Annotated in this window: 12 protein-coding genes; 5 read left to right on the top strand and 7 right to left on the bottom strand. The window is 34.6% G+C overall.

Going from position 1 to position 16,792, the window contains the following annotated elements:
* Nucleotides 1-504: 504 nt before the first annotated feature.
* The 6 genes from RB619_RS08190 to RB619_RS08165 all read right to left on the bottom strand — a co-directional run bounded on the left by RB619_RS08190 (nt 505) and on the right by RB619_RS08165 (nt 11,091).
* Nucleotides 505-1,221, bottom strand: a complete 717-nt coding sequence (locus RB619_RS08190) for a DUF4386 domain-containing protein (RefSeq protein WP_308096237.1) — start codon at nt 1,219-1,221, stop codon at nt 505-507.
* A gap of 382 nt (nt 1,222-1,603) precedes the next feature.
* Nucleotides 1,604-3,535 (bottom strand): OmpA family protein, encoded by a 1,932-nt coding sequence (locus tag RB619_RS08185; protein ID WP_308096235.1) that lies wholly within the window; start codon nt 3,533-3,535, stop codon nt 1,604-1,606.
* An 11-nt stretch (nt 3,536-3,546) separates the two neighbouring features.
* Entirely contained in the window at nt 3,547-4,464 is a 918-nt protein-coding gene (locus RB619_RS08180; RefSeq protein WP_308096233.1) for a type IX secretion system membrane protein PorP/SprF, read from the bottom strand.
* A gap of 101 nt (nt 4,465-4,565) precedes the next feature.
* Nucleotides 4,566-5,804: a gliding motility-associated C-terminal domain-containing protein gene (locus RB619_RS08175; protein WP_308096231.1), complete on the bottom strand. Its 1,239-nt coding sequence runs from the start codon at nt 5,802-5,804 to the stop codon at nt 4,566-4,568.
* A gap of 17 nt (nt 5,805-5,821) precedes the next feature.
* Nucleotides 5,822-8,353, bottom strand: coding sequence for a hypothetical protein (locus RB619_RS08170; protein WP_308096229.1), 2,532 nt, complete (start codon nt 8,351-8,353; stop codon nt 5,822-5,824).
* A gap of 155 nt (nt 8,354-8,508) precedes the next feature.
* Nucleotides 8,509-11,091 (bottom strand): hypothetical protein, encoded by a 2,583-nt coding sequence (locus RB619_RS08165; RefSeq protein ID WP_308096227.1) that lies wholly within the window; start codon nt 11,089-11,091, stop codon nt 8,509-8,511.
* An 840-nt stretch (nt 11,092-11,931) separates the two neighbouring features.
* Here RB619_RS08165 and RB619_RS08160 point away from each other — a divergent pair.
* Genes RB619_RS08160 through RB619_RS08155 form a run of 3 tightly spaced genes read left to right on the top strand, consistent with a single transcriptional unit; the run spans nt 11,932 to nt 14,118 of the window.
* Nucleotides 11,932-12,462 (top strand): ATP cone domain-containing protein, encoded by a 531-nt coding sequence (locus tag RB619_RS08160; RefSeq protein ID WP_308096224.1) that lies wholly within the window; start codon nt 11,932-11,934, stop codon nt 12,460-12,462.
* Nucleotides 12,372-12,761 (top strand): hypothetical protein, encoded by a 390-nt coding sequence (locus RB619_RS21085; RefSeq protein ID WP_374119677.1) that lies wholly within the window; start codon nt 12,372-12,374, stop codon nt 12,759-12,761. The genes RB619_RS08160 and RB619_RS21085 overlap by 91 nt, the downstream gene beginning before the upstream one ends.
* Nucleotide 12,762: 1 nt before the next feature.
* Nucleotides 12,763-14,118, top strand: coding sequence for an MBL fold metallo-hydrolase (locus RB619_RS08155; protein WP_308096222.1), 1,356 nt, complete (start codon nt 12,763-12,765; stop codon nt 14,116-14,118).
* Nucleotides 14,119-14,931: 813 nt separating this feature from the next.
* Here the strand turns inward: RB619_RS08155 and RB619_RS21080 are convergent.
* On the bottom strand, nt 14,932-15,168 hold the full coding sequence (locus RB619_RS21080; RefSeq protein ID WP_374119688.1) for a YegP family protein: 237 nt from the start codon (nt 15,166-15,168) through the stop codon (nt 14,932-14,934).
* A 236-nt stretch (nt 15,169-15,404) separates the two neighbouring features.
* Between RB619_RS21080 and RB619_RS08150 the strand changes: the two genes are divergently transcribed.
* Nucleotides 15,405-16,034: a semialdehyde dehydrogenase gene (locus tag RB619_RS08150; protein ID WP_308096220.1), complete on the top strand. Its 630-nt coding sequence runs from the start codon at nt 15,405-15,407 to the stop codon at nt 16,032-16,034.
* Between the two features lie 213 nt (nt 16,035-16,247).
* Nucleotides 16,248-16,601 (top strand): DHCW motif cupin fold protein, encoded by a 354-nt coding sequence (locus RB619_RS08145; protein WP_308096218.1) that lies wholly within the window; start codon nt 16,248-16,250, stop codon nt 16,599-16,601.
* Nucleotides 16,602-16,792: the final 191 nt, after the last annotated feature.

Raw genomic sequence — 16,792 nt, 5'->3', positions numbered from 1 at the left:
TCTGATATAATAATTTATGAATATCGCTATTTAAAATGTAACATAATCACCCTATTAATTGTTCAATCATTCCATAAAATTAGTTAAAAATCTTATAAATTTGAATTTCTTGCGCTTAATTTTAGAAATCTATCAACAAACATTTATAAATGGATGATATATTTGATAAGCTTTAAAATGATATTGCGTTAAGTAACACATTAAAATTAAAACTTTGAGTATATGTATAAGAATCTTTATTTACAAGTAGCTAGGATCTAATTCGGAATTAAGAGCTATTGCAGAAGTTTATGCAAGTAATGATGCAAATGAAAAATTCATCACTGATTTTACAGCCCCATGGAGTAAAGTAATAAACTTAGATCGATTTGATTTAAAATAATTTTTCAAATAAAAAACAAACTAAAAGCGTCTATTAAAGACGCTTTTTTTCTTCTTAATTCTTACATGATAGTTTACTTATTTGATATTTTATTTTTTTACTATCTTAAGTCCACAATACAATTATCTTTGTTTTACCTTTTCTTTCCATATTGTGATGTTTAAGCCTTTAAAAATAAGCCATAAAGTCAGACCTAATTCGGCAACAATACACGGAAATAATAATATAAAACTCGATAATTCCGGAGCCAGGATTGATGCAAAACTATTTGCTAAATAACAAAGACCGGCAATTGTCATTAAAGTTCCCAAAACTTTTGGGAAATATCCTGATTTATAGATTAAATATCCCTCAATCAGACAAACAAAACCAAAAAAGATTAGTCCGACTCCAAAACCATAGCCATGCAATTTTATAGAAAGATAAGCAAGCGTATGCAATTGATCTGGACTGAAAGATTTTAGATATTCAGTATCTCCTAAGAAAAATAAAGCAGCCAGAAGATTTAATTTATTAGCTACCAAAACGGCAGTCTGTATCAAATTAAAAGACAAATTAAGCAAAGCAAGTTTTTTATTTACCGGTTTAAAAAGATAATAAAGTATAATCATTACAGGCAGATCGCAAATTTGCATAATCAAATCGGCACTAATACCCAATCTCCATAAAAAATCAGAATGGATAATATTGTTTGCTGTGGCATTCGCATCTCCCGAAACAAACAATTTATTTCTGACAAAAACTTCAGAAAACAAACCTGTTAGAATAATGACTAAATAGAACAGTCCTGCAATTCTCGCATAAAATTGAGGAGAAGTTTCAATTTTTTTTGGTTTCATATTTTAGTTAGTTTTATAGTAAGACGTTTGTCTTACCAAATTGTTACCAGTCTATGATATTAAGTTTAATGTTATGATTTCTAATTAAAAATCAAATTTAATTTACAAAATTATTCCGCGAGAAGATTCAATTTACTGTTCGTTTATCCAGAAAGGATCCTTCGATACACATAGTTAGCGTGAAGAATAGAAAAAAAGGAAGATTTAAAGTGAATTTTCAGAACATTTTCTTTTTATTAGAATCTATCATAAAGATATTTTAGGTGAATTTGAAATTTTCAATATAAAATAATAGTTTTATAAGCAGATAAAGTCTTTATGAAAATGTCAGTGTAAATGTTGATCATGAAGTGAAAACAAAGAATTTTCCTTTAATGTATGTCTATATATGAATAATTATAAATTGACTTCTTCGGTTCATTTGGTGTTCCTCTTCAGTGCAGTTTACCCCGTCAGAACATAGGTTTATCAATTGGTTTTCACCGTATCCTTTTCCGGTCAAGCGATTTTTTGCGATTCCGTTTTTAATAAGCCAGTTTATGGTTGATTTGGCTCTTCGATCAGATAATACCTGATTGTATGGATGTGATGCTCTGGAGTCAGTATACGAGCGAATATCAAGTTTCATATTGGGATGCTGGTTTAAAACATCTAGTATTTTTTCTAAATCTAAAGCGGCTTCGGTGCGGATGTTGGATTTATCCAGATCAAAATAAATCATTTTAATGCCAAAACACTTTCCTAAATCATCTCCAACAGCAACCTGGCAAACGGATTTATCCAATCCAATAGGAAGATCGGTTTTACCTGTTACTTTTCCAATAATAATATCAACTTCTGTTGTTGCATATCCTGTTTTTTCAGCTCTAACCCTATAGGTTTTACCACAGTCAACATCAAAACTATACTCTCCGGTTTTGTTGGAAACTGTTGAATTTTTAATTTTTTGATTTTCGTATAAAGCAATTTTTGTTCCAGGAAGCACAACACCGGTTTCAGAATCTGTTATTATTCCGTTTAGTTCCTGTAGACATTCTAATTTTCTGGTTTCTAAAAATTTGTAGATATCATCAGAACCCAGTCCACCGTCTTTATTTGAACTGAAATAACCTTGTCTGGAAACCGGGTCGATGATATAAGCAAAATCGTCTTTGGGAGAATTAATGTCATTTCCTAAATTCTGAATACTGCTGATGGTTCCGTTATCTTGGATCCGTCCCACGAAAACATCAAGTCCGCCAAGTCCGGGATAACCATCTGAGGCAAAATAAATTTCGTTTTCACTAGTTATGTAGGGGAAAGTTTCTTTTCCTTCTGTATTAATTGATGCACCAAGATTTTGCGGAGTCCCAAAACTGCCATCAGCATTGATGATGACTTTATAGATATCAGACTGACCGATGGTTCCTGGCATGTCAGATGCAAAGTATAAAGTTTTTTCATCCGGACTCAACGCAGGATGTCCCGTACTGTAGTTGTCACTTGTAAAAGGAAGGGCAGTAACTTTTGTCCATTTTTCGTTTTCAAGACTGGCCTGATAAATTTTTATCAGCGTAATTTTATCAGCATCTTTTCCTTTTTTACCGTCCACATAATTATTTCTTGTAAAATAAACCGTTTTTCCGTCTTTGGTAAAAACTGGTGATGATTCATGAAAACGCCTATTGATCTCAGATTTTATTTTGTTTACTTTTGATACGCTGTTGCTTTGAGTATCAAGATCGGCATTGTAAATATTGGTAAAATATTCGCCTGTCCATTTGTGTTTCCTTTGAGAAAAATTCCCTGTATCTCTGGCCGATGCAAAATAGATTTTGTTGTCGTAAACAAAACTTCCGTAATCAGAATATTTAGAATTAATGCCGGCATCTTCAATTTTGTAACGTCCTGAATTAGTTTTAATTTCATCGAGATAATTGATATCTTTCTTGTAAAGTTTTCCTCTGGAATCGTTTTTATATTTGATGCTGAATTCATCCAAAATTTTAGCAGCCTTATCAGTCTGCCCTGCTGATTTTAAAGACTGTGCATATCTGTAATAGTATTCGGCTTCGGGAGTGGTATTGATGGCAAATAACTCACCGTACCATTTGGCAGCTCCTTCAAACTCAGAATTGAAATAATAAGAGTTTCCAAGTTTTTTAAACAAATCTTCAGACTTGTATCCTTTATTGGCCACTCTTTCGTACGTTTTTATGGCGTCGATATAGGCATAGTCATCGTATTTTTTATCACCCAATTTCACTTTTGATTCTTGTGAATAGCCGTAAAAAACATTTAGAATTATTAAGCAGAAAAGTCTGTGATTTTTCATAATACTTGTTTTTAGAAGAAACGGGGTGTTGTCATTTTACCATTGTTTTTGAAGAATTCATACCGCAGGAATATCTCATGAGATCCTGAATTATAATTGTTCAGGTTGGTGGTTTCACGATCATACCCGTATCCTAAATAAAGTCCGTCTGTGATCTGAAAACCAGCCATGGCACTTAAAGAAGCGCTCCATCTGTAAGCCACTCCTACTACAAATCTGTCGATGAACATAAAGTTGGCAGAAATATCAACCTGGAGCGGTGCTCCTTCGACCATTTTTGCAAGCACGGCCGGTTTGAATTTATAGTACTCTAATTTATCAAGATTAATAACATAGCCTCCCATTAAATAATAATTGATTTTCTCTTTATAGATTGCAACATCATTATCATCGTATCTGTTGGTTTCGATGAAATTAGGAACCGAAAGCCCGATGTAGGCTTTGTTTGAATGCCAGTAAATACCGGATCCCACATTAGGAGAAAACTTATTGTTTAAATCCTGAAACTGCGGATCTCCCTGGTCTGCAGGATTTAGCTTGTTGATGTCCAGATTAAATATACTGGCGGTTCCTTTTATCCCAAATGACAGTTTAAAATCAGCGGAAGCCTGAATGGTATAAGAGATATCTGCAGATATATTGTTCTCATTAGTGGGGCCAATTTTATCATTCACAAGCGAAAGCCCGACTCCTAAATTGCTGTTGTTTATGGGAGTGTTTATTGAGAAACTGCTGGTTTCCGGCGCACCATCGAGTCCCACCCATTGTGTGCGGTACAATCCAAAAAAACTTAGCGCTCCACGTGATCCTGCATAAGCAGGATTGATACTGATTGTATTATACATATACTGCGTATACTGGGCGTCCTGCTGAGCATAACTCTGCATTGCTGCAAGCAGTACAATATAAAGTAGTAATTTTGTTCCCATAGTTTCTTAATTTGTTCAATACTTTTACATTTATTGACAGGTAATGACCATTGTTCAGAATGGAAAAGATGTCTGCCACATAAATAGTTTTTATAAAGTATCTACTGTTTAGTTAAATATAAATATCCTGCAGTTTTAATAAATTGAGAGTTCCCGGAGAGATTTGGAATTTCATATTCGAGGGTATAAAAATAAGTACCATCCGGAAGAGAGTTATCCTTAGCTATTGTGGCTCTTCCCTGTGAGTATCCATTAAAAATATTTCCTTTTGAATCGTAATTTTCGGTTTCAAAAACTTTAATTCCCCAGCGGTTGTAAATAGTCACCTTGTTGTTTGGATACTTTGTAATGCCGTCAATAAAAAAGTACTCGTTATAATTATCTCCATTAGGAGAAACGGCATTGTATATAATTAAATCACCAGTATTGTTGTCTTTTATCCTTGCTAAAGTAAAAGTTCCGTACCCAGAGACATTAACAGATGTTGTTACTGTTTTTTGATTGATGTCTACGGCACCACCCTCATCAATCCATTGTTGCTGTGTTGAATCCCATCTTACAATGTGTATGAGTTCCAATGGTTGTGTTAATATTAAAGACGGGGTTGTATTTTCATCCCAGCTTAAAGTGAGAAGCACATCGGTTCCGTTGATTTTGTCAAAAGTCCAATATTCCGTATTGTCTATTAGATCGATATTGGACGCTTTGCTGCTGTGTGGAAATAGCGGGTCTGAGTTTTCAAAGTAATATTTAGCGGCATAACTGGCTGTAGTCTGTCCGGAATCTGACATGGAGGCAAACCTGAAAAAATTCTTATCACCTACCGGAAACAAAAAGGCAGTACTTCCGTCCTTATATACCTGTCCATCTACATGACTGTCATTTGATGTGTTGATGTGGGCAGCATTTTGAGTAAAAACAACCATTCCTCCATAATCATCTGAATTCAGAATTCCTTTGCTAAAATCAACCTGATCATTAAAAACTGCTGTACCGTGGAGTCTAAAGGCAGGCTGTGTGCTACTGTTATCAAACTTTACTTTTTTTAAATCAATAATTTTACTGCCTTTTATTTCCTGAGATGTTGAACCTTCAAAACGTGTATATCCTTCAAGGGAAGGATTAAAAGTTGTTATCCAGTCATTGTTGAAGTTTCCTTTAAAAAGAACCTCTCCATTGTTTTCATATTGAGCCATATTTTTATTATCAAAACTACCCAATACAGTCATAAGTGTATTCGGGCTTACATATAAAACACCTTTATTTACGGTTTTCAAATCTTGTGCAAAAAGAGGTTTGGTAATAAGTAGGAGAATAAATATGAGTTGAATCTGTTTCATTTTCTTTTCTTTTAAATTTATTTTACCCTTTGTCTTATCATAGGATTTGAAACGACCTTGCAATCTTTTGTTGTGATAATTGCGGGGGTGGTTGGGACCGATTCACATATTGTTCCTGCTGTTGTTGAGGCAATTGTAATACGGCGATACTGTGTAGTCTTTGTTTGCGGAGGTGGCTGGTAGGTTGCAATACTTGCACCTGCAATGGTCTGCCATGTAGCTGCATTGTCTATGGAAGATTCCCAGCGATAAGTTATGGTTCCCGTTCCCGTTCCATCAGCTGATGAACTGATAAGTCCGGGACTAATACCACTGCATACTGTCTGCGGGCCTGATATTGTGCCGGAGACTGGTGTTGGCAGAATTGTTACGCTTATTTCTGCCATGGGACCTTCACATGATCCGTTAACTTGACTTACATAATAGGTATATACTCCTGAAACATTCGTAAGCGGAATAAAGGCATCGTCTGAAGCTATTCCTCCTATATTGGTATACCAGCGTAACGAATTTCCAGTATCAGCTGTAGCGCTAAGGGCTATAGCAGTATCATTCATGCAATATTCTATTGGACTTACTACAGTTGGGGCTATTGGTGTTAGCTTTAAAGTTGTCGAAACGGTATTATTGGCTGTATTATCGGTAGGGGTTAATATTTCGATATTATTGCCTGTATAACAATTAGCAGATCCAGCACCGGAGCACGCGGCTCTATATGCTACTGTTGAAACATCGGTATAACTGTTTGTTCCTGCAGGAGGTGTTATGGTATAACGTATAGGATAATCAGGTTCATAAACTGTCCCAAATCCTTTCAGGATCTGATCAGTATTTGCTATTGGATAACGAGCAATATAATTGTATGTTGTTTGTCCTGCAGCTGGTGTATTTGTTTGGACAAACCTTGTCCATCTTGCCACCGTCCCGCTGCCACTATCAAATCCGCCGGGTGTAGCACTATCATTATAAGTAAAGCCTGACTCGATAACCTTAGTAATGACCATTCTTTGACCTGTAGTCCCTATACGTCTGTAAACTGCATCCTGGGTACCAATATTGGCAAGTTTCAGATCAAAAGAATTAGATCCGTCAACACATTGATTTTGTGAACTCGCCACAAGAATAAGATCTACCTGTTCAGCTAAAACCGGAGTAGTGACAGAAGAGGTATTATTAGTAAGATCCTCATCTGTTATATCCTGTGGATTGACAGTAGTAGTATTGATTAAAACGTTTCCAATAGGTATCTGATTTACTGATAATTGTCCAGTTACCATAATTTTTCCTGTTGAATTAGCAGCCAGATTTAAACTCCCGGAGAATTCATTGATAGAAGATGTTGTTGGTAATACCGTCCCTGACAGAAAACCTGAATGCGTAATACTTGTTATTGTAAACATCGATGGGTTAATAATATTACCTTGAGAATCTGTAATTTTATCCTCAAAATTAATACTAGACAAAGCTGCGTCTGTATCGTTGACGACCTCAATGTAATATGTAATCTCATTGAAACCACTGCCTGTAATGGCTCTCAAATAATCTTTACTCGCATGTTTACTTATTCTAAGATTACCCGGAGTTGTCATTAAAATATTTCTAAGCTCGTGATAATTAAACCCTGATCCCGTAGAACCTGCAAAGCCAACTGATAATAAGGCGGGAGGAATTTCAGTAGTCGTATAACGAAATATTTCTTGAAAATCTCCATCGAGAGTAGTTTTCCACCTGACAATAATATCATAAACACCCCCAGTTAAAGTTGGAATAATTTCAATTTGTACTCTTCGATAAAACAAATCATCTGTGGGTCTTTGAGAAGTAATGGTATTATAATCAACAGCATCGGTTGCTGGATCTCCAACTTCAGTAATATCTCTAATATCTTGTGCAGATAAAAGTGTTCTTCCTGCCAAAAAGACATTGCTGTTAGAAATAGTAACATCATCTGTAGGTCCCCTAAGAGCTATGGAATTAGGTCTAATACCAGGTCCTCCTGTTTTTGGTCCATCTGTAGGCTGTGAAAAATTACCATATGCATCAAGTCCAATTCCTATATACCCACCCCTTAAACCTAGAGGTGTTCCATTTTGCTGATGTGGAGCATATCCCAAAGACCCGCCGTATCCGCCTAATCGAAACCCATTTGCAGCTACTTCCTGCGCATCAAAAAGAAAAACACCAATACCATCAGCTCCATTAAAGCCGCTATCACTGGCATCACGCCACATTTTATATTCAAAATCAAGTAATACCCCTAAAGTAGAGGGAAATGACTTATTGACATACGCGTAACCTCTTTGACTTGTGATAGCTTTAGTAAGCCTCAGCCATCCTGCCCCTTTTGGATCATTTATCCCTGATGTGAGATATGCTTGACCTGAAGCCCCGCCTGGACCACCCAAGATAAGATCTGGAGCTGTACTGTTTTTAAAATCATCCTTGTAAGTAAATTGTGCTCTTACACCATTACTGAAAATCAACATCATGATATGCATCATCAATAATTTGATCACTTTCTTTCTTCCGATGTTTATTTTATTTACCATTCTTGCAGATTTAAACATTATTCAACTATAAGTGATTCTCTTATTTCCAAAAAAGATGTAACAATGCTAATGTCAATTTAAAATAGAAAGTTCATAACTAACTTTTTCTATTCAACAATGCGATCATTTTTTTAATTAAACCATAGAATTATAACCTACTTTAAAACAAATACAATATTTATATATGAAACAGGAGTGCCAGATCCGATGATGTCGTATGTTAGTATACCTTGTGCATCAATAATTAAATTAGCAAAAACTGCTGGATCATAATAAGTCACATAATAATAAAGATCTGTACTTAAAGGAACGTTAGGGATATCAACTGGAGCACCTGCGCTTTTAACAGTAATGTTTGTAAATTGATTGATGTATTCTTGATGTAAGTTTTTTGTCAGTCCCGTTAAAATGTTAGAAGTATCAAATGTCACAGCCGGCATATAAAAAAATCTCGGCATAGCACCGGAAACGTTTTTTAAAATTCCGTTCGTATCGTTAACTAAAAGTTTATCGGTAACTGCTCCAGTCTGCAAACCAGTTATTGCTAATGTATTGACGTTATCAGTAACAATAGTAGTGGGTTTTAACAAACTTCCTCCCAATTGGATATTTCCATCTTCCGCTGTTAATCCGTTGTCTGCAGAAGTCAAAACTACTACCGCGGGATTTGATGAAATGCCATTTACCGTAGATATTAAATTCCCGCTATTTACCGTTAATGTGTTTGAATTTACAATAGGGGCACCACTGCTTGTTATTCCATTAACAGTCACTGTAGCTGTATTTACTTGAGAGGCATTTGAAACAGTTGTGTTTAGTATTAATGTTCTGATATTCAAAACAGTGGAAACCCCTTTTTCATCAATGTAAGTAATGGTTCCAGCTGCTGTGTCCTGCGAAATGGAGGTCAGGGTCTCAAAATTGGGAATCATAACCGATAGGTCCATATTTGTTGCAGCACCATCCTCATCTGTGTAAGTCAGGATTCCTGTAGCCGGTGTAAAAACGGCAGAGGTTAGTGTTTCGTGCTGTGCGATTAGGCCTGCTATATTCAAAACAGTGGAAACCCCTTTTTCATCAATGTAAGTAATGGTTCCAGCTGCTGTGTCCTGAGAAATGGAGGTCAGGGTCTCAAAATTGGGAATCATAACCGATAGGTCCATATCTGTTGCAGCACCATCCTCATCTGTGTAAGTCAGAATTCCTGTAGCCGGTGTAAAAACGGCAGAGGTTAGTGTTTCATGCTGTGCGATTAGGCCTGCTATATTCAAAACAGTGGAAACCCCTTTTTCATCAATGTAAGTAATGGTTCCAGCTGCAGTGTCCTGCGAAATGGAGGTCAGGGTCTCAAAATTGGGAATCATAACCGATAGGTCCATATCTGTTGCAGCACCATCCTCATCTGTGTAAGTCAGGATTCCTGTCGTTGGCACAAAAACGGCAGAGGTTAGTGTTTCATGCTGTGCGATTAGGCCTGCTATATTCAAAACAGTGGAAGCCCCTTTTTCATCAATGTAAGTAATGGTTCCAGCTGCTGTGTCCTGAGAAATGGAGGTCAGGGTCTCAAAATTGGGAATCATAACCGATAGGTCCATATCTGTTGCAGCACCATCCTCATCTGTGTAAGTCAGGATTCCTGTAGCCGGTGTAAAAACGGCTGAGGTTAGTGTTTCATGCTGTGCGATTAGGCCTGCTATATTCAAAACAGTGGAAGCCCCTTTTTCATCAATATAAGTAATGGTTCCAGCTGCAGTGTCCTGAGAAATGGAGGTCAGGGTCTCAAAATTGGGAATCATAACCGATAGGTCTATATCTGTTGCAGCACCATCCTCATCTGTGTAAGTCAGGATTCCTGTAGCCGGTGTAAAAACGGCTGAGGTTAGTGTTTCGTGCTGGGCGATTAGGCCTGCTATATTCAAAACAGTGGAAACCCCTTTTTCATCAATGTAAGTAATGGTTCCAGCTGCAGTGTCCTGCGAAATGGAGGTCAGGGTCTCAAAATTGGGAATCATAACCGATAGGTCCATATCTGTTGCAGCACCATCCTCATCTGTGTAAGTCAGGATTCCTGTAGCCGGTGTAAAAACGGCTGAGGTTAGTGTTTCGTGCTGGGCGATTAGGCCTGCTATATTCAAAACAGTGGAAACCCCTTTTTCATCAATGTAACTAATGGTTCCAGCTGCAGTGTCCTGCGAAATGGAGGTCAGGGTCTCAAAATTGGGAATCATAACCGATAGGTCCATATCTGTTGCAGCACCATCCTCATCTGTGTAAGTCAGGATTCCTGTAGCCGGTGTAAAAACGGCTGAGGTTAGTGTTTCGTGCTGGGTAATTAATCCTCCTATAGTCAAAACAGTAGAATTCCCTTTTTCATCAATATAGGTAATCGTTCCCGCTTTTGCATCCTGAGAAATGGAAGTCAGTGCCTCAAAATTATTTTCCGCTCCCAATCTATTCCACTTATTAGTAAACCAATAATAAAATCCTGGTGTTACATCGGCTATTGTCTGTACATTAAATACGAGTAGACTGTTAATATTTCCATTTGTAATTGTCGTCAAATCTTGAGTGCTGCTTAAAGATACTCGGGGAATCAGAATACCGCGGTCAGCGGATATGATATCAAGCATTGATGAATTTGACGGCTGTTCAGTTCCAATACCTACTTGTGCATGTACGGAGAAAGGAAAACAAAGAAAACAAATAATAAACGCAGAAACGAGTAATAATTTTTTCATTTTTAATTTTTTTAAATTGAGCTAGTGGCTTGAGACTTATGATAGTGTCCGAAATTCAAGATAAAAATAAAGAAGGTGTGTTTTAAAAGATAAATAGCGATTAGGTAGGTATCGAGAAGAATTCTATAACGTTTTTATAAAGATAAGATATTTATTTTATGCTAATTGTTAAAAAAAAGTAAGAATTATATTTTTTTTATTATATAATTCTTTAGTTTATAGGCACTATTGATGTGTAGAATGTAAGAATTTAATTTATTGCTGTTCTCTTTTATTGTAATTTTGAATATTAAAAAATTGGTTGCAAATTACAATTTGAAACAATGTTTAGCTTTTTGAAACAACTTACTATCTAATAATACCATATTTTTGTAGGAATATATTTCTAAATTAAATCTTTCATTATTTTTATGATTTCAAAGTTGCTGAGGGTGGGGTAAAGTTTTCATTATCTAGTACTATTCTGGTTTGAATAATGGATTTTATGTCTAGGTGAGGAGTAAAAATTGATGTTATTGGACAGGAATCAAGGTAATATTATAAAACTTGTTAAGGTGTTAATTATTAAGCCTTTTTGGATGTTTAAAATGATGGGTTTGGTTATGCACTTGTTAAATATGTTATAAAACAGGTATTTTTGGTTTGATTTTCTTATAATTTAATATGGCTGTTTTTTTCAGTGAAAGATCAACAGCATAATATTATTATGCAGGTTAACAAACTATAATAAACTAATGGAAAAGAAAGCTATAATTAAATATTATGAGAAGTATAAATGTGAGAGGTACTGATGGGTATACCGCTTACTTTTCAAGTAAATGAAATAAGATATTGTTTATAATGAAAATAACAAAGCACTCAGGACACAAAGTCCCTTTTGACAAAGAAAAATTAAAACTTTCTCTAAAAAAAACTGGAGCCGGTACTGATTTGATAAGGGATTCTTTAGTTGAAATAGAAAAACAAATGTATGATGGTATAACCACTAAAGAAATCTACAAACTAGCTTTTGCAATTTTAAAAAAAACATCTAATGGATTTGCTGCACGCTATAATATAAAATTGGCTTTGCAAATGCTGGGACCTGCGGGTTTTTTCTTTGAAAAATTTATTTCCAGATTGTATGCTGAAGATGGATTTAAGACTAAAATAAACTTAACGCTGCAAGGAAAATGTGTATCGCATGAAGTAGATATAGCCATTATAAAAAATAACATTATAACCATGATTGAATCAAGTTTCACGGCAGCAAAGAAGGTTCTTCGGATGTTAAGGTTCCTATGTACATTCTTTCTCGTTTTAATGATCTTAAAGCGAAACGACACACTTTATTTTCTAATAATGAAACTTTTGATTCCTGTATTATCGTAACCAACAATTGTTTTACAAAAGATGCCCAGGATTTTGCCAATTGCACAGGAATTTCTCTTTTAAGCTGGGATTATCCCCAGGATAATAATCTTAAAAATAAAATAAACAAAGGAGTTCTTTACCCTATCACCTGTCTCACAACATTATCAACGGTTGAAAAAGAAAAATTGCTTATTCTGAACCAGATATTGGTAAAAGATCTTATTGACGATTCGCAGGGTCTTCATAAAATTGGAATTAGTAAAAACAGGATTAAAAATATACTGCAAGAAGCTTCACAAATTTGTAAACTTATTTAAAATGAAAATAAAATTTTTAGGAGGTGCGGGTACTGTTACAGGTTCAAAAACTCTGATAGAAACTAATGGAAAAAGAATATTGATTGATTGTGGTCTTTTTCAAGGTCTAAAATCACTCAGAGAGCTCAATTGGAATCCATTGCCCATTTTGCCCTCTACGATAGATTGTGTACTGCTTACGCACGGTCATCTTGATCATTGCGGGTGGCTTCCTCGGCTTATGGCCCAAGGATTTACAGGCAAAATATATTGTACCAGCCCAACCAGATCAATAGCAAAGCTTGTTCTTTTGGATAGTGCCAAAATTCAGGAAGAAGAAGCCAATAGAGCCAACAAAGAGCAGTATTCTAAGCATAAAAGGGCCGAACCTCTCTACACAATTCAAGAAGCCCAAACTGTTACTTCTTTTTTTAAGGTCGTACAGCCAAATACACCAGTAATAGTTGCAGATGATATTACTGCTTTTTTTGAAAATGCCGGGCATATCATTGGCGCCTGCAGCATCACATTAATTCTCGAAGGCAAAACTTTAGTATTTTCAGGAGATATAGGACGTGATGATGATGTGCTAATGTTTCCCCCAACAAAGCCGATACTGGCTGATTATGTTTTTTTAGAAAGTACTTATGGAAATAAGCTGCATCCTGATTTGGATGTAAAAAAAGTACTGGAAACATTAATCAATAATGCCATAGAAGAGAACGGAACTGTAATCATTCCTGGTTTTGCCGTCGAGAGGGCACAATCTGTAATGTTCCTATTATGGCAGCTCAAAACTGAAGGCAGGATTCCTAATATCCCCTATATTTTGGATACTCCAATGGGTGCTAATGCACTGCGTGTATTTTTAGAAAACCTGCAATGGCATAAACTTTCAGATAATAATTGTCGTGAAATGTCCAAAATGTTCACCATTGTCTCTGAGTTTGAAGAAACCATGCGTATTATTGCAAATCCTCAGCCTAAGGTTATCATTGCCGCAAGTGGAATGGTGACCGGAGGACGCGTATTATCGTATTTTGAACATTATATAGGATTTGATGAAACTACTGTGATCTTTGTAGGCTATCAAGCAGAGGGTACCCGTGGAAGAAGGCTCCTTGAAGGCGCTGACGAAATTAAAATATATGGGAATTACTACAATGTAAGAGCTAAGATATTTCAAATTGAAGGGCTATCCGCACATGGAGACCAAAAAGATCTTTTAAACTGGCTCTCTGCCTTAAAAAATACTCCTAAATGCATTTTTTTAGTTCATGGTGAAAACCTGCCGGCTGATGAACTACGAATTAAAATTCAGAATCAATATCATTTTAAAAGTAATGTTCCATTAATGGGGAATGAAATAGAAATTTAGATTTTATTTTGGCTGTTTTTATTTTCCATCTTTAACCATATTCTAAAATTATTGGAAATACTGTAATCGGAATAACTTGATCTGCCTAATCATAATTTCTATAAATGATAATAACCCCAATATTTATAATTCATAAATGGATAAAAAAAAGAAATAGGATTTTTTTGCGTTTTTTATATTTTTAGATTTGGCGTCAGTGATAATTAACTACTATTTAAGCTTGATTTATCAGTAATAACTATTAATTAGAAGGTTTTGAGAAAAAAATCCATCCTATGTCATTTAGTTTAAAAAAGCATTGTTGTTGAATTGCAATACAGTTATGGTATGTATTTTTGCATTTTGTTATATCATTTTCAACTGTATAAGTATTTTACTTTGTTTGTTTTAAATGAATAAAAAGAATCAATTGCACAACATTGAAAAAGTTTGTTTTTTAAGTTTTATGCTTGTCATTTATTTCATTATTTTTTCTGTATCTGTAATAAGCCTTATTAGTTTTGAAAAAATGTATTTATTTATGCTCAGTAACTTAGTGACTTTTTATCTTAAAATAAAGTAAAAATTTTCTTAGTTTATTTTAGTGTTTTTGATTATCTTCACTTTAAATAAAAGATTAATATGAAGTGAGATTTTAAGATATTTAAGAAAGATCTGTGTTTATCTGTGATTTTTACGGGATATAGATTTCTTATATGAAATTGTTATTGTTTTGCTAAGAAATAAGAGGAAAATCGTTCATTTTTTTATAGGAATTTTTATCTAACAGCATCGCTGCCATAAAAATTTAGATTGCTTTAAAAGTTATATTTCTTAGGACTGCTTTGAGCAGAATTTTTTTACCCAATCAATGGCCTCATCTCTTGACAAAACGCTATCGTGAGGTTTACTGATACTTATGATATGTCCATTGGCAGCCTTGAGATAAAAATAGAACTGCCAATTAGAGCTAGTCCTTTTATAAAATTTATTATGGTGCTGAGCATAAATTTTGAATCGTTCAATTCCTTTTTTGCAATTTAATTCTGTTAAATAGCTTCCACTGGTCATTAATATGTGATTTTTTTCATTTTTTAAAATGAACTGAAATTCTCCACTAGATGTTTTGTTAATAATAAAACTTTCCATATCTGTAATGAAATTAAAAATGATTTATAAAAATACACAAATATTCTTACAATAAAAAGGAAAGAAATAAAATAGTAGAGAGGTAAAATGGATTTATTTTAACTCTCTAAAATGTTGAATAAAGGTGTTATAAACTTATTATTTTATAAAAATATATTATGAAGGCATTGGTCATTGGAGCTGCTGGCTTAACTGGTAGGTTACTAGTTGATAAGCTTTTACTAGATGTTGATTATACTTCTGTTGTTGCTTTTGTAAATAAACCGACAGGGAAGAAGCATGCTAAATTCAAGGAATATATTGTCGACTTCTCCGAAATTAATTCGTATAAGAAATACGTTGTAGGAGATATACTTTTTTTCTGTTTTGAAACGGCTTTAAAAAAAAGAGAGAACCCTTGGAAATCAGACCTTATAGACTTAACGGGCTTCATTATGCTGGCTTGGAAAAATGGGGTAAGCTCTTTCATCTTAGAATCCTCTCTTAATGCATCTTCTGACAGCTGGATACTCTATTTAAGGATGAAAGGAATCTTAGAAGAAATGATTTCGGAGTTTTATTTCGAGCAGTGCATCATTTTCAAACCAGGATTGTTGGTAAGAGATGAAACTGGAGGAATGAGCGAAAAGATTATGATTAATACTGTGCGAGTCTTTAATGCTGTTGGAATGCTTAAGGAGTTTAGGCCCTTACCAGCATCTCTTCTTGCGGAGAAGCTCATTAAGGCCCCTAAGGTCCTGCCCACCGGAATTTCTGTAATAAAGTTTGAAAGAATATTTACACTTTAAGCTGAAAAATTATTAAAGGAATTATCTCTAAGATCTTATTAAGACAAAGTTTTAAGCTGCTGTTTTAAACCAAATTTTATGCAGTGGTTTAAAAATTAATTTATGGATGAAGTATTACTATTATTTTATAATTCAGTTTTTTAAATAGCTGCAGATCTTTAGCTTTAACTACAAATTTGAAAGGCATTAATAAAAGTTAACAAATAATCAAGAATGAGCAATATACCATTTCAGGCAATAGATTGGTCTTTAGTTAAAAAGGATCAATACAAGGGAGAAACAGGGACAGCATATTGGCAGACAATTCAATTTTCAGGATTGAGAATACGATTGGTAGAATACTCAAAGGGATATTTAGCAGATCATTGGTGTCAAAAAGGCCATATTGTTCATTGTTTAGAAGGTGAATTTGTCAGCGAATTGAGTACTGGTGAAAAAATTAAATTAATCAAAGGAGAAACATATGTCGTGTCAGATGAACTTAGCTCACATCGTTCCATTACAGGTGCGGAAAACCATGTAAAACTTCTTATTATTGACGGAGATTTTTTAAAACATACTCAATAAATTAATAATTCAGCTTATTTGCATATTTGAAGGATAAAAATGTCTTCAATGATCTCAAATAAAGCTTTTTTTGAGTGCTTAAAGCAATAAATGTTTTTACTAGCAGGATATCTAAGAGAGGAAATTATAGATTTTTGAATTTAATTTTATAACCTTCGAAAATGATGCTCCAGCGTTGTCTTTTAAATAAA

It is taken from the genome of Flavobacterium sp. LHD-80 (assembly GCF_030929605.1).
Classification (GTDB): Bacteria; Bacteroidota; Bacteroidia; order Flavobacteriales; family Flavobacteriaceae; genus Flavobacterium.
The sequence above is the reverse complement of the archived record's forward strand: the minus strand, read 5'-3'. Positions and strand labels throughout refer to the sequence as shown.